Origin of the sequence: Hanstruepera marina, from assembly GCF_019880635.1 — a bacterium.
In the GTDB taxonomy this organism is placed as follows: domain Bacteria; phylum Bacteroidota; class Bacteroidia; order Flavobacteriales; family Flavobacteriaceae; genus Hanstruepera; species Hanstruepera marina.
In genome coordinates this window covers 446,406-461,441 of the sequence record NZ_JAINVX010000001.1, presented here as the reverse complement: position 1 = coordinate 461,441, position 15,036 = coordinate 446,406, and the positions used below count along the sequence as shown (strand labels likewise).

Annotated in this window: 9 protein-coding genes; 2 read left to right on the top strand and 7 right to left on the bottom strand. The window is 34.3% G+C overall.

What is annotated here, in order from left to right:
- Positions 1–49 precede the first annotated feature (49 nt).
- Positions 50–2,299 carry a penicillin-binding protein 1A gene (locus tag K7G76_RS02060; RefSeq protein WP_255572898.1) on the bottom strand — a complete coding sequence of 750 codons (2,250 nt, stop codon included), beginning with the start codon at positions 2,297–2,299 and terminating at the stop codon, positions 50–52.
- Positions 2,300–2,369: 70 nt separating this feature from the next.
- Positions 2,370–3,587, bottom strand: a complete 1,218-nt coding sequence (gene hflX, locus K7G76_RS02055) for a GTPase HflX (RefSeq protein ID WP_223032540.1) — start codon at positions 3,585–3,587, stop codon at positions 2,370–2,372.
- 113 nt (positions 3,588–3,700) lie between these two features.
- Here hflX and K7G76_RS02050 point away from each other — a divergent pair, with 113 nt between their 5' ends.
- Positions 3,701–4,645, top strand: a complete 945-nt coding sequence (locus tag K7G76_RS02050) for an endonuclease/exonuclease/phosphatase family protein (protein ID WP_223032539.1) — start codon at positions 3,701–3,703, stop codon at positions 4,643–4,645.
- A gap of 52 nt (positions 4,646–4,697) precedes the next feature.
- On the opposite strand, the gene K7G76_RS02045 is transcribed toward K7G76_RS02050, so the two are convergent.
- Together K7G76_RS02045 and K7G76_RS02040 are read right to left on the bottom strand one after the other, a co-directional pair.
- Positions 4,698–6,101, bottom strand: a complete 1,404-nt coding sequence (locus K7G76_RS02045; protein WP_223032538.1) for a DUF5689 domain-containing protein — start codon at positions 6,099–6,101, stop codon at positions 4,698–4,700.
- A 36-nt stretch (positions 6,102–6,137) separates the two neighbouring features.
- Positions 6,138–8,903 (bottom strand): carboxypeptidase regulatory-like domain-containing protein, encoded by a 2,766-nt coding sequence (locus tag K7G76_RS02040; RefSeq protein WP_223032537.1) that lies wholly within the window; start codon positions 8,901–8,903, stop codon positions 6,138–6,140.
- A 141-nt stretch (positions 8,904–9,044) separates the two neighbouring features.
- Between K7G76_RS02040 and K7G76_RS02035 the strand changes: the two genes are divergently transcribed.
- On the top strand, positions 9,045–10,097 hold the full coding sequence (locus K7G76_RS02035; RefSeq protein WP_223032536.1) for an endonuclease/exonuclease/phosphatase family protein: 1,053 nt from the start codon (positions 9,045–9,047) through the stop codon (positions 10,095–10,097).
- Positions 10,098–10,143: 46 nt separating this feature from the next.
- On the opposite strand, the gene K7G76_RS02030 is transcribed toward K7G76_RS02035, so the two are convergent.
- The 3 genes from K7G76_RS02030 to pgi all read right to left on the bottom strand — a co-directional run bounded on the left by K7G76_RS02030 (position 10,144) and on the right by pgi (position 15,034).
- The gene (locus K7G76_RS02030; RefSeq protein WP_223032535.1) at positions 10,144–10,584 is read right to left on the bottom strand and encodes a hypothetical protein; all 441 of its coding nucleotides are present in this window, start codon (positions 10,582–10,584) and stop codon (positions 10,144–10,146) included.
- A gap of 100 nt (positions 10,585–10,684) precedes the next feature.
- Entirely contained in the window at positions 10,685–13,228 is a 2,544-nt protein-coding gene (locus K7G76_RS02025) for a TonB-dependent receptor (RefSeq protein WP_223032534.1), read from the bottom strand.
- Between the two features lie 162 nt (positions 13,229–13,390).
- Complete coding sequence (gene pgi, locus K7G76_RS02020; RefSeq protein ID WP_223032533.1) at positions 13,391–15,034, bottom strand: glucose-6-phosphate isomerase; 1,644 nt, start codon at positions 15,032–15,034, stop codon at positions 13,391–13,393.
- Positions 15,035–15,036: the final 2 nt, after the last annotated feature.

Sequence of the window (15,036 nt, the reverse complement as noted above, 5' to 3'; positions counted from 1 at the left end):
AAACAAACTACATATTATTTAAAAAAGCGACCCATTCAGGTCGCTTTTTTTAATTTCCTTTAAATTCTTTTTTCTTCTTTTTACTTTTAAACAATCTTTGAAAAAAGTTATCTTCTTTTTCTAATTTGCAGTCCAGATCATCTAAAACCTTTTGACTTGGTTTTTCAAACTGGATATGCGTTATATTATTAAACTTTGAATCGGCATTTAGTTTTTGATAAAATTTGGCAAACATGGGTAATGCCGAGTTAGCACCTTGACCCAAACCCGTGGTTTTAAACCCTATATTGTAATTATCATTCCCTACCCAAGTTACGGTTACCAAATTTGGAGTTATACCTACAAACCAACCATCTTTATTGTCTTGTGTTGTTCCTGTTTTACCTGCCATGGCATTTTTAAGATTATACGTGGTTCGTAATCTGGATGCTGTTCCTTGATTGATAGTGGCTTTCATCATTTCCAAAAGCACCTGTCTGGTATAATCACTGTAGGCTTTGTGCTCTGAAAATTCGGGTTTAAATTCCGCAATTACCTTTCCGTTATTATCGGTTATTTTAGTTATGGCATAAGGTTTTACTGCTTTACTTTGGTTCACATAACTGGCATAAGCCCCTGTTAATTCCTTTAATTTAATTTCGGCTACACCCAAAGCCAATGAGGGTTCTTCAGGCAAGTCCTTTGTTATTCCCATACTTTGGGCTTGGTTTATGGTGGCTGAAATACCTGTGTCGTTTAAAACCTTTACCGCAATAGTATTTATAGAATGACTTAACGCTTTTTCTAGATTGTAGTTTATGTTTTCATCAACCTCTTGGCCAGAATTGGTTGGTGTCCAATTATCGTAATTGGTATAGGTAATGGCTTTTACATCATAATAGGAGCAAGGTTTCATGCCGTTTTCAATAGCTGCGGTATAAACTATGGGTTTAAAAGTAGACCCTACCTGTCGTTCGCTTTGCGACACATGGTCGTACTTAAAAAAGCGGTAATCTATCCCTCCTATATAAGTTCTAATAGCACCTGTTGATGGCTCAATAGACAACATTCCAGTATTTAAAAACTTTAAGTAATATGCTAAACTGTCTTTAACCGAAAGTTTAGCCGTTTTGGTTTCTTCCCATGAAAACAATTCCATATCTCGTGGTTTCGACAAACTATCTAAAATGTCATTATCTGATAAACCATTACGTTTTAGTCTTTTATAAACTGAAAGATTTTGCATGGCTTTATTAAAAGTTGCTGATAATGTCTTCCATGGTGCTTGATTGCCATAAGATTTTTCATAGGCCTTTTGCAAGTTTGTAAGGTGTTCCTTCATAGCCTCTTCGGCATAGGTTTGCATGGTAGCATCTAATGTGGTGTGCACAATTAAACCGTCACGATATATATCATAAGATTCTCCGTTTGGTTTTTTAATAGCCTTAAGCATTTCAACAAGCTCTTTTTTGACTTGCATTCTAAAATATGGTGCCAAACCCATATCGTGATTAAAGGAGTGGTAATCTAAAATTAAGGAGTCTTGTTTTATTGTTTCAGCTTGTTCTTCATCTATAAAATTGTATTTCAACATTTGATTTATAACCACATTTCGACGCAATTCACTACGTCTTACTGAAATTCTTGGGTTATAATAATGGTTTGCCTTCAAGGTTCCCACCAAAGTAGCCGCTTCAGAAACAGTTAATTCCCTTGCCGACTTATTAAAAAACTTTTGTGCGGCGCTTTCAATACCATAAGTGTTATCGGGAAACGGAACAGTATTGAGATATAGGGTTAATATCTCTTTTTTGGAATAAATAGTTTCAATACGCCTAGCTGTTATAGACTCTTTAAATTTATTAATTAGAATGCCAAACAGCATATAATCTTGTCTACCATACAAGTTTTTTGCCAGCTGGAGGGTTATGGTGCTTCCACCTCCAGCTGATTCATCCTGCAATAAAATGTTTTTAAAAAAAACGCGTAAAAGGCTTCTATTGTCAACACCGTTGTGTTCGTAAAACCGAACATCCTCTGTAGCTATCAAAGCATCTATTAAATGTTGGGGGAAATCTTCATACTTGAGAGGCTGTCTATCATAAACATAGTATTTACCAATGAGCTTTTGATTTCTATCCAAAACCTGTGTAGCTTCAGTTTGTTTTAAGGAACTTAAATCCTGCTTGGTTGGTAATTTCCCAAATAGACCTAAATAGGTAAATCCATACAACAGTATCACAAAAAAGACTCCTATAACCAATAGTATGATTGGCCACTTTATCCACTTCTTATTGAGTAACATGCGTAGTTTTTCCATAGTTAATTTTACAAACGACAGATTACTTGATTTATTAAATATGAGGTGTTGGTTAACAGAATTTTATGACCTACTCTTCCTCCTCATAATTGTAATCTGGATACAAAAAGTGATTGTAAGGAAAACGCGTAACATGTATTTCACGAACTTCATCGTAAACACGCTTCTTGAAATCTTCTAAATTCTGCTTGTTTAATGCTGAAATAAACAGGGCGTTATTACCTATGCGGTTCATCCAGGTTTTTTTCCATTCCTGCAAACTGTAGTTAGCTTTTGTACGTTCTGTCATCAAATCGGTGTCATCATAAGGTTCGGCCTCATAAGCATCAATTTTATTGAATACCATAATAGTTGGCTTATCTGCACTATCTATTTCACCTAAAATCTTATTAACAGATTCAATATGCTCTTCAAAATTAGGATGGGATATATCTACAACATGCAATAACAAATCGGCTTCACAAACCTCATCCAAAGTACTTTTAAAACTTTCCACCAACTGCGTTGGTAACTTTCGAATAAACCCAACAGTATCAGTCAATAAAAACGGTAAATTTTGAATGACCACTTTTCTAACCGTAGTATCCAAAGTTGCAAACAGCTTATTCTCGGCAAATACTTCACTCTTGCTAATGGTATTCATAAGCGTTGATTTACCAACATTAGTATACCCAACAAGTGCTACACGAACCATTTTTCCACGATTACCACGTTGCACCGCCATTTGTTTGTCAATGGTCTTAATTTTAGCCTTGAGCAAAGCTATTTTATCACGTACTATACGCCTATCAGTTTCAATTTCGGTTTCACCGGGACCACGCATACCAATACCCCCCTTTTGCCGCTCAAGGTGTGTCCACATACCTTTTAATCGTGGCAACAAATACTCACATTGTGCCAGTTCCACCTGTGTTCTCGCATAACTGGTTTGCGCACGTTGGGCAAAAATATCTAGAATTAAATTAGTTCTGTCCAGCACTTTACAATTCAGTATTTTACTGATATTGCGCTCTTGGGCAGGTGACAATTCATCATCAAAAATAGCTGTTCCAATATCATGCTCCTCAATAAAAGCCTGAACCTCCTGCATCTTTCCTGTCCCTATAAATGTTTTAGGATTGGGCATGTCCATTTTTTGTGTGAAGCGCTTTAAAACTTCACCTCCTGCTGTGTATGTTAAAAATTCTAACTCATCTAAATATTCTTTAGATTTATCTTCATCTTGGTTTTTTGTAATTATTCCTATTAAAACAGCGCGTTCTAAATCTATGTCTTTCTTTTCTATCATAATCATCAAAATATTATACAAAGTTACAATGATATTATGTAATGTATTCTAATTTACTCTATTCTTATTACTAAATTAGTATCTTAACCATTAATTGTATTGAAAATTTTAGAATGACCAAATCACTATTTACAGTTGCTTTTTATAACCTTGAAAATCTGTTTGATACTTATGATGACGATTTAACAAACGACAACGATTTTCTACCTAATTCTGTTAAACGTTGGACCCCTAAACGCTACCATAATAAAATACGGAAATTAGGGTTTGCTATTTCAAATATTGGCAAAGCAGAAACAAATGAATCACCAGCATTAATTGGATTGGCTGAAGTTGAAAACAATTTGGTTTTAGATGATTTGTTAAACTCGGAACATTTAGCTGACAAACCTTATGACTATGTTCATTTTGATTCGCCTGATGAACGCGGTATTGATGTCGCTTTACTGTATGATACAACTGTTTTTGAAGTTGAAGTATCTGAAGTTTTTCCGGTACATATTTATGACGAAAACGGCAGCATAGACTATACTCGCGATATCCTTTTGGTAAAGGGGTTTTTATATAATGAAATGGTATATGTAATGGTAAATCATTGGCCTTCTAGACATGATGGGGAATTGGAAACAGAGCCTAAACGCATTGCCGCAGCAGAACAGGCGAGTGAAATTATTCAAACTATAAAAAATGAAAATGCTGAAGCTAAAATCCTCATCATGGGCGACTTTAATGATGACCCATTTAGTAACAGCATAAAACACCTTATGAATTCTAATGACTTATATAACCCAATGGCAACGTTGTTATCTGATGATTCGGGAACCACACGTCATTTTGATGAATGGAATTTATTCGATCAGATTTTATTTAGCACCAATTTCTTTGAAACAATCCCTAACCGTCTTTCTTTTAGTAGTGCGGCTCTATTTGATGAAGATTTTTTAAAACAATACCGAGGCCCTTTTAAAGGTGCTCCATTTAGAACCTATGTTGGTAAAAAATATAAAGGTGGATATAGCGATCATTTTCCGGTATATATTTTACTAGAACAAAACTAAAAACAAAAAGCCCACTAAATAGTGGGCTTTTTAACTTATAGTTTAAGTTAAACTATTCTGTAGCTAATACTACAAAGTCTTCTACGTGGTATGCACCATCTAATTGCGTATCAGTACCTGAACCTGTTACTTTATACCCAACATATAGTGTTCCTGTATATTCAGAAATATCAATTAATCCAGAATCTACAAACTCATACCATGAATTTGATTGCGATGCTAAAGTTGCTGAAATTGGAATCCATGTTGCTCCTAACACATCCGATCCGTCATAATCCGTAGATACAAATACTTCTAATGTATTATCTGGAGAGTCTAAATGGTGTTGTGCTGTTTTAAAGTTTAAGAACTCATTCTCCTGCGCATCCATATCGATACCTGGAGACACTAACCATCCAATATTAACATCATCACCAGTTAAGTATGAGCTGAATTCAGCATAACCATTTCCGCTAAATACTTGCTCTGTCCAATGTTCTCCACCTTGCTCTGCAAAGTTAGTCCAACCTGGTAAGTCTAAATCTGTATTATCTACAGCATCGTTAAAATCTTCTTCCATAATAACAACAAAGTCATTAATATCCAATGGCTCACATTTAGACTGATCAAACACTACATCATCTGTAGAGTTTAATGCCATAACTAAGTTACTACCGTTAAATGTTTTTGTTATAACACCTGCAATTGTTCCTCCTCCATCTGTAGGCAATGGCATTTGAGCAAAATCTGCAAAAGAACTTGTTTCTAATGGAAATGATGAATAGCCAAAGCCTTCACAGCTTTGTATTGTTCTTGACGTATCAAAATCATCTAAAGGATCTACATAAAATTCACCATCTAAACTATCAGGAAATTGAGCATCTTCAACCATAACAAACATACCAATATGAGAGTCATTTATTTGAGAAAATGTCACAACAAGTGGTTCGATAGTTTCGGTAACTTGAGATCTCAATACATGAAGAGGAACCATATTGGCTGTCATGGCCTCTACTTCATTATCAGCATTTGTAACGCCTCCTATAGCTATTACATCATCGCCCGAACGAACCTCTCCAACATATAATCCATTTAAGTTGATGTAAACCTCTCTACCAATATTAAATTGGTTATATGAATCTACTTGGTTTAAAACTACTTTAATAGCTGCAGTTGGGTTAGAAGGTGCATCTTGAATAAAGAACTCCTTGTAGAAATTCCCTGTTCTGTCCGATGAAGATACATATCCTTTAACATACACATCGGTAACTATTTCTGTAACTTCACCAGGAACAAAGTATGATTTTGCTTCTGCAACTGTTATAGCTGTTGAGTTTGCAATTAAATCATTTAGTCTGGCATTCTCTTCATCCCCTAAGCTACTAGGAACGGTATAATCGTCGTCTTGTACACAAGATGTTATAGCAAAAGCAGCTATTAACACAAGTATTCCTGATATAAATTTATTTGTTTTCATGTTCAATAATGTTTTTAATTATTTTTCTTTTTCTTTTTAGAATCTAAAGTTAAGGTTTACAAAATAAGTAGCACCACGTCCGTACCAATATTTTGGTCCAAAAACGCGTTTAGGGTTTTGATTGTCAGCAAGTAACTCTCTGTAATTAGCATTTCTACCTTGTTCAAAACCACCTGTTTTATATACTTCATCCAACAGGTTGTTAATACTAGCAAATAAGCCAATGTAGTATTCTCCTATTTTCCATGATTTTCCTCCTATTAAATTAACTGTAAAATAGTCATCAAACTCTTCTTGTTTAAGTAATTCTTGAGCTATGCCTTCGTCATAATCATTTATAGGTAAACCATCTCTATCTAAATAGAAGTTTTCAGTTCTTGTCAAAGGGCTAATATCAACATAAGTGTTTGATAGATAATTTACTGTAGCGCCAAACCACCAGTAATCTGGATCACGGTATTCAAAACCAACAGAATAGGCCTGTTGAGGGCCACCTGAAACTTTATAATTTTTCATGTTTGCCGTGTAGGTGTCTGTACGTCCAAAAAGTGATGACGTTAAGTATAAATTAGGATTATTATCATACGTGTACTGCCCTACAGAAGCAACTCCTTTTAATTTTATGGTTGGTGTGACTTGCGCTTCAAGTCCTAGCTCGGCACCAATGTGTCTTTTATCAACACCTTGTAAAACCTCTTGAACAAAAGCTGTTGTCTGGTTTATTGAAACAGACTCGTTACCATTTTCTATATTAATATTTGCTAAACCATCAGCAAAGTAAAAAGCAATTTCGTTAGCATCCTGAATTTTAGTGTAATAACCCGTTAATTTGGCCTTAACAATTGGTGAACGGTATATATAGCTTACATCAACTGAAGCAATTTTTTCTTCTGTAATATTGGATACCACATCATTGTTTTCTCTTACATTAGAATAACTGTTTCTTAATGTAGGCGCTTTAGTTAAGTACCCTCCATTAATATCAATTAAGTGTTTACCCGTAATTTTATAAGTTAAACCTCCTTTAGCGCCAACACCGGTAAAGCTTAACTTTTCGCCTTTACCATATGAGTTCTCAAAAGCAGAATGCTCCCATAAGCCGTTTCTTTGATAGGTTGTGCTTGTAATACTAGCTGATGCATAAAAATCAACTTTGCTGTATTTAAATTGTGCTTGTGCATAACCTGAAATTACCGAAGCATCAATCTCATAATTGTAGCGGAATTTATCACCTTCACCTACAATTCTGTTAGGATTTCTGGCATCAAATTGAAAACCATCAAAGTTATCAACATTTAAATATCCAGTAGAACCCAATAAGTCAATGATGTTACCGAAGTTTTCAGATTTAAAATCTTTATACGTAAAAGCAGCATTCAACAAAATATTCTCGTTAATTTCGGTATTTAATATAGAGTTGAATGTTAGTTGTGTATCATCTGTTCTATCTTCATACAAAACGTAAGCTCCTGGTAAACCAGCAGTATTATTAGTTAGGTTGGCGTCTAAAATGCGTTCCCAATCTATTTGACCATCATTAATGAATTCTTGTTCTGCCAAATAAGCGCCTTCGTAGTCCGGACCATCATCATCAGCTAAAAAATAACTTGGGAGATTTTGATAGTAGGCAGGGCTTGGATTTGCACCTCCAGCAAAATCTAAACGGCTATTACCTATTTTTCCAAATTGATATCCTACATTAGTATTTAATCTGGTTTTATCACTAATATCCCAATAGTGATTTAACATAAATATGGGCTCTTCAACCTCTTTAATTCTGGAGTTTTTCTTCTCGCCATCTAACCAGCCCCAATATTCATTATATCTTATATCTTTTAAGTCATAAACTTCTTGTGTATTAGGAGATGATTTCCCTCTACGATTAGGAGTATACATTCCAGTAAAGTTTAAACTATGCTTATCGTTAATTTTTTTCTCAACAGAAGCAAAAAATGAATTCGCATCATAAAGTGTTGCATCTTGGTACCCTTCTTTACCCCAGCGTCTTCCAGCCATAAAGGTGTAAGCCCAACCATTTTTTGATAATCCAGAAGAATAGCTTGCCATAATACGATTCGTATAACTTCTATTTGATGTAGAATAGGTAACACGACCACCTTCACGATATTGCGAAGCTCTTACATTCATATTAGTTGTACCTAATACACCTCCAAAGTTATAATTTGATGGTTGAAGGCCAGAGGTTAATTCTTGGTTTCTAAGCACATCATTTAAACCTCCCCAATCACTCCATTGTGGGCGACCATCAAATAGTTTATTCATTTCAATCCCATTAATCAATACCGAACCGTTTTCGGAATCTAAACCTCTAACTCTAAAGAATGACGAACTCCATTCAAAAGCAGCTGTTCTTTGAAAAACATCTTGAGAGGATTGCAACAAACCTGAAATGTTATCTAAACCACTTGTGTCTGTGTTTAGCTCATCATCTGTTAGGTTAATTGTAAACAAGTTAGACTCAACAGAATCAATCTCCAAAGTCATATCCGTTATATTTACAGTTTCCCCCTCGTTTATTACTATAGGATATCTTTTGAACACATACCCTGGTTTTGATATTCTAATAATTTGTTCCCCTAATGGTAACTCTTCAGAAAACTCAAATTCACCAGAAGCATTAGTTTGAGTTTCAATTACGGTTCCCTCTATGGTAACAGTTACATCTGGAATGGGCTCAAGTGTTATGGATTCTGACACACTACCTTTTACAATTGTTTGTTGTGCAAACATGGTAGCACTTGAGAAAATTCCAATTAAAAAAATAATTAATCGTTTTTTCATGTTTGATTTTATAGTTAAAAATTTGATTCGCTATATTAAATCTTAATTAAATAAGCGAGCAAATTTACATTATTTATAATAAATATCTACTTTTGGCGCAAGATTTGTATTATCGTAACGAAAACATAACATACTATTTGAATGAGACTTATAAAAATATGTGCTTTTGCACTCCTGATTTTATGTGTGACAACTGTACAAGCACAAGAATCGAAAAAATTTAAGATACATACTGTAGCCTTTTATAATTTAGAGAATTTATTTGATACCATTAATGATCCGTCTAAGAATGACGAGGCCAGCCCAATAATGGAAATGAACACTGAAATTGGTGAAATTTACAAAAAGAAGGTTCATAATATGGCTCGCGTAATTTCAGATATTGGTGTAGACGACACTAAAAATTCACCTGTAATTATTGGTGTTTCTGAAGTTGAAAACAGAGATGTACTTGAAGACGTAGTAAATGACCCATTGCTAATCTCAAAAGACTATGGTATTGTTCACTACGATTCTCCAGACAGACGTGGTATTGATGTGGCGCTACTATATCAAAAACGCTTTTTTACACCTATAAATACAAGTAGCCATGAACTTGTTATTTATGACGATAGTTCAAGAGAACGTATATATACTAGAGATCAATTATTGGTTAGTGGAAAGCTAGATGGAGAGCTTATTCATGTAATTGTTAACCATTGGCCATCGCGAAGAGGTGGTGAGGCTAGAAGTAGACCTAAACGTGTTGCAGCAGCTAAATTGAATAAGAAAATTATTGACTCTCTACAAACTATAGATCCGTATGCCAAAGTCATAATTATGGGCGATTTAAATGATGACCCAATTAATGCTAGTGTAAAAGATGTACTAAAAGCCGAAAGACATAAAGAAGACGTTGGTTTAAAAGGCATCTATAATCCAATGGAGGAATTCTTTAAAAATGGAATTGGTTCTAATGCCTATCGTGATAGCTGGAGTTTATTCGACCAGATTATGATAACAAAACCATTTTTGGAAAAGGATTATTCTACCTATCAATATTACAGAGCAGGTATTTATAACAAAAACTATTTAGTAAATAAGCGCGGTAGATATAAAGGCTATCCCTTAAGAAGCTTTGCTGACGGGAACTTTACTGATGGATTTAGTGACCATTTTCCCGTTTACATCTATCTCATAAAAGAAATAGAATAAAGTAAAAAGAGTTAAAAAAAAGAGCGACAAAATTGTCGCTCTTTTTTTAAGCCATCCATGAGTCCCATGGAATTCTAGACAACAAAAGAACCAACGCTATTGTATAGTAAATAGATATGGTCTTAAATTTAGCACTAGAGATACGTTTCTTTTTATGTTTTGAATAGCCCATTGTAATCAATACTATGGCCAAGATATTAACTAAAGGATGTTCAACTAAATACAGTCTGTCTACCGAATTTTTCATGATTTCACCCATGCCAGACTCACTAAACAAACTAAACCTTGGAGATACAAAGTACATTACAAATCCTATTAGTAATTGAATATGCGAAACTATTAGTGCAAAAAGTGCAATTCTAAAATCTTTTGCACCATACTCTTTATTACCAACACGCTTTATTATACTGTTAATAACAGCTAAAACTATAATTAAAAGTACTAAATAAGCCCAATAGGAGTGTAGAATTTTTACCGTGTTATACATAATGTTAAATTTCTTTTTTGGTTACAAACAAATGTAAGAATAAATGCCATAAAAAAACCTCTTCGTTACGAAGAGGTTTTTTGTATTGATAAATTTTTGTTTAGAAATTGAAACGAATACTTGTGTTCCAAGTTCTACCATAACCAAAACGTCCCGTATTACTTCTATTAATTCCTTTATAATTCTCTTCAGGATTGGCTGAAGCTTGAGTATTTCCTCTTACAGATTCTAAATAAACCTCATCAAAAACGTTGTTAACATTTAGACGAAATTGAACAGAATTTGTTCCTTCACCAACAAACATTTTATATGAAAAACCTAGATCCACCGTATCATATGAAGGCATTGACAATGGTGCTTGGTCTAAAGAGCCCGTTGAAAAAATATCATTATACCAGTTCCACGCAGCATCGATACTTGTATTACGACACAAATCGTAAATACCATTAATTCCAGCTGTTACTTGTGAAGCACCACCTACACTAAAGCCATCAATAACAATTTCCTTATCGGGCGACACTTGTGTCCCATCTTGATCAAATTCTCTTTCTATGGCATTATCTTTAAACTGCCATTCACCTAAAGATAAGTAACCATTAAGCCTTAAATTATCTAATGGTCGTGTAAACACCTCCAATTCAACACCGTAATGCACTTGTTTTACACCGAAAGTTTGAAAAGATCTAAAATCTTCATCATTCTCACCATTATTATTTACCAAAGTTCTATTATCCCATGTTGTATGGTATAGATTCAAGTTTGCTGAAATTGCTCTACCTCCATTAAATTGATATCCAGCCTCAAATCCTGTAATCTCTTCATTCTCAATTGCAGGATTATACAATTCATTACTACCTCTATCATTAACATACAAATTATCATGAAAAGGTTGACGAGAATAAAAACCAGCATTTACAAAAACCTTGTGCATATTTCCAATTTGATATGATGCACCAGCCTTAAGATTATATCCAATGTTATTAACTTTTTCACCTTCTTCACCCTCTCCTGGCGTTGAAGTATTTAAAAATTCTGTTCTTACATGTGACTGGTTAGACAATGCTCCTTGGAAAAATGCTGAAAAATTATCTTTTGCATATTCTAATTGTCCAAATATTCCTTGATAGTTAATTTGCTCTTCGTAATCATATCCAAAACGTTGTAAATGATCTGTGTTTGGATCAAAAAACACTTCCCAAGGATTGATACCACCTGCTTCAGTTAAGAAATACGTCTCACCTCCACTATAACCTGAACTGTTCGCTATAGTATCGATAGTTATAAATTCTCTCACATCTCTAAAATGGATTCCATTATAAAAACGCACATCAGCACCAATATTAAAATTTAAATTTTCTGTTAATTGATTATTATAGTTTGTAACTAAACCATACCAGTTATGATTATTATTTGAACCACGAGCATATGTTACTTCGTCACCTGAAGTTCTAGCTTGGGCAAAACTACCTCTACCCATTGAACCATATAAAACCGTTGATAACGACGACTTATCATTAATTGTCCAATCCCAGTTTAAATTAGCAACTGGTTTGTGATAGATATTACGCCCACCAGGGTAATCTCCTCCATGCAAAGTATTTGGACTATTAACACCTTCATAGTTCCAAGGGTTGTAACGTCTTCCTCTTTCACTGTCTAAAATATCACCAATAGAAGCACCTCCAGCTGCTGCATGCCATTGTGGCGCTCCAGTTAATAAGAAGTTTAATGAGTGATCTTCACTTGGTTGGTATCCAACAGAAAAGAAATACGTTTGACCTTGACCTTGAGTATTATCTACATAACCGTCTCCTTGCCAGTGCCCCAACAATCCAGAAAAAGACCATCCTTTGTCGCTAACCCCTGTTGAAAAATAAGCTGTAGATTTTAAATAATTATCATTTCCAACCATCTGCTGAACAAACCCACCTGCTTTATTATCTATCGTTTTTGTTACAATATTTACAGTACCTCCAACAGAAGATATAGCTAATTTAGAAGCACCTAAACCACGCTGTACCTGAATGGCATTAGCAACATCTGTAACACCTTGCCAGTTAGACCAATACATTCTACCATCTTCCATACCATTAATTGGCTGTCCGTTTAATAAGAATGCCGTGTTTGTTTGATCAAATCCTCTTAAAAACATTTGACCATCACCAAATCCACCTGCTTGGATAGTTTGCACAGATGGTGTAGATTTTAATAATACAGGTAAGTCCCAGTTACCAGATTTTTCTCTAATCTCTTCTGCTTTAATAGTTGATACCGCTACAGGTGTTTTTCTGTCCTCTGCCAAGTCAATTACACCTGTCCCAATAATCACAACCTCTTCAAGAGAGTTATCAGAAGTTAATTGCACATTTCCTAAATTTGTGTTGCCGTTAAAGCTAACAACAACCTTACCATAACCTACATATGAAATCTCCAATTCTCCTGAAGCAGACTCAGTAGTTAAAGTAAAGTTCCCATCAAAATCTGAAGAGGTTCCGTTTGTTGTACCCTTCTCAATGATGTTAGCACCAGGAAGTGGTGCATTCATTTCGGCATCAATTACAGTACCTGTTACCGTAGTTTGAGCCATTGCAAATGCAGTAAACATAAATGTAACTGCAAAAAATAATCTTGTAATTTTTTTCATTGTATTAATAAGATTTGTTTCAAATTTTTGGCAAAATTACATTAATAAATCGTTCTAACATTAACTCAATATTAAGAAATTTAACCAATCAAAAGGTATTGAATAAAAAGGGTTTATAAGGTTTTTAACAAAAAAAGCTTTCAACAGGGTTTTTAACAATTTTTATGCTAAATTTTTATAAAATCGCAATAAATTTAAGGTAGAACTATCGTGTTTAGTAATTTTTGAATTTTGTATATCTTTTAGCACTTTTGATGCCAATTGCTTACCTAATTCCACTCCAAATTGGTCATAGCTAAAAATATTCCAAATAACCCCTTGAACAAATATCTTGTGTTCGTACAGGGCAATAAGTTTTCCTAAACTTTCTGGAGTTAATTTTTTTATAAAAATGGTATTTGTTGGCTTATTGCCTTCAAATACTTTGAACGGTAGTAGTTTTTCTATTTGCTCTTTTGAAAGATTTTGGTTTAATAATTCAGACAAAACTTCGTCTTCATCTTTACCGTTTAATAAGGCTTCTGTTTGAGCAATAAAATTTGATATTAATTTATCTTGATGGTCTTGATTACCATGGAGCGATTTGGCAAAACCAATAAAGTCTGCAGGTATTAACTTTGTTCCTTGATGAATTAACTGAAAAAAGGCATGTTGCGAATTCGTGCCTGGCTCTCCCCAGATAATGGTTCCGGTTTGATAATTAATTGTATTGCCGTTTCTATCAACACTTTTCCCATTACTTTCCATAATGCCTTGCTGAAGATATGTTGCGAACTGATTAAGGTACTGCGAATATGGAATTATGGCCTCACTTTCTGCTCCAAAAAAATTATTATACCAAATACTCAACAATGCTAATAAAACCGGAATGTTATTTTCAAAAGATTCGTTTTTAAAATGCTCATCCATTTTATGAGCTCCCTCTAGCAATCTTTCAAAATTCTCATAACCAACTGATAAACTTATTGACAATCCAACTGCGCTCCATAGCGAAAAACGCCCTCCAACCCAATCCCACATTGGGAAGATATTATCGATGTGAATTCCAAAGTTTTTAACCTGTTCTAAATTTGTTGATACCGCAACAAAATGTTTTGCAATGGCTTCTTGATTAGCCGATTCTAAAAACCACGCCTTTATGGTATTAGCGTTTGATAAGGTTTCTTGAGTTGTAAATGTTTTTGAAACCACAACAAACAATGTGGTTTCAGGGTTTAGATGCTTTATTACTTGATTAACATGGTCACCATCAACATTGCTTACAAAATGTGTAGTTAGATGATTTTTATAAAATTGAAGGGATTCAACAACCATTGCTGGCCCTAAATCTGAACCTCCAATTCCAATATTAACAATATCTGTAAATGCTTTACCTGTATACCCTTTAAGAGTTCCTGAAACAACTTGATCTGAAAAGGCTTTTATTTTTTGCTTAACCTGGTTAATTTCAGGAATAACATTCTCTCCATTAACAATAGCTTCAGATACTTTAGGTTTTCGCAAAGCAGTATGCATGACTGCTCTACCTTCGGTTTCATTTATAATTTCTCCAGAAAAATAAAACTGAATAGCCTTTTCCAGTTCTACTTCTTGAGCTAATTGTAATAGTAACGTTTTAGTTTCTTCGGTTATTCGATTTTTTGAATAGTCCACATAAAAATCTTCCCATTGTACAGTAAACTTGTCTGCTCGATTTACATCATTTGCAAATAAGCTTTTCATGTGAAGATGTTCAATGTTGTAATAATGCTCTTGGAGATTTTTCCACGCTAGAGTTTCGGTTGGATTAATTTTTGGAAAAGACATAA

Excerpts from the sequence above, each read along its gene's own strand:
- hflX (WP_223032540.1), bottom strand. The coding sequence starts at position 3,587 with ATGATAGAAAAGAAAGACATAGATTTAGAACGCGCTGTTTTAATAGGA.
- K7G76_RS02045 (WP_223032538.1), bottom strand. The coding sequence starts at position 6,101 with ATGAAAACAAATAAATTTATATCAGGAATACTTGTGTTAATAGCTGCT.
- pgi (WP_223032533.1), bottom strand. The coding sequence starts at position 15,034 with ATGTCTTTTCCAAAAATTAATCCAACCGAAACTCTAGCGTGGAAAAAT.
- K7G76_RS02025 (WP_223032534.1), bottom strand. The coding sequence starts at position 13,228 with ATGAAAAAAATTACAAGATTATTTTTTGCAGTTACATTTATGTTTACT.
- K7G76_RS02050 (WP_223032539.1), top strand. The coding sequence starts at position 3,701 with ATGACCAAATCACTATTTACAGTTGCTTTTTATAACCTTGAAAATCTG.
- K7G76_RS02060 (WP_255572898.1), bottom strand. The coding sequence starts at position 2,299 with ATGGAAAAACTACGCATGTTACTCAATAAGAAGTGGATAAAGTGGCCA.
- K7G76_RS02030 (WP_223032535.1), bottom strand. The coding sequence starts at position 10,584 with ATGTATAACACGGTAAAAATTCTACACTCCTATTGGGCTTATTTAGTA.
- K7G76_RS02040 (WP_223032537.1), bottom strand. The coding sequence starts at position 8,903 with ATGAAAAAACGATTAATTATTTTTTTAATTGGAATTTTCTCAAGTGCT.
- K7G76_RS02035 (WP_223032536.1), top strand. The coding sequence starts at position 9,045 with ATGAGACTTATAAAAATATGTGCTTTTGCACTCCTGATTTTATGTGTG.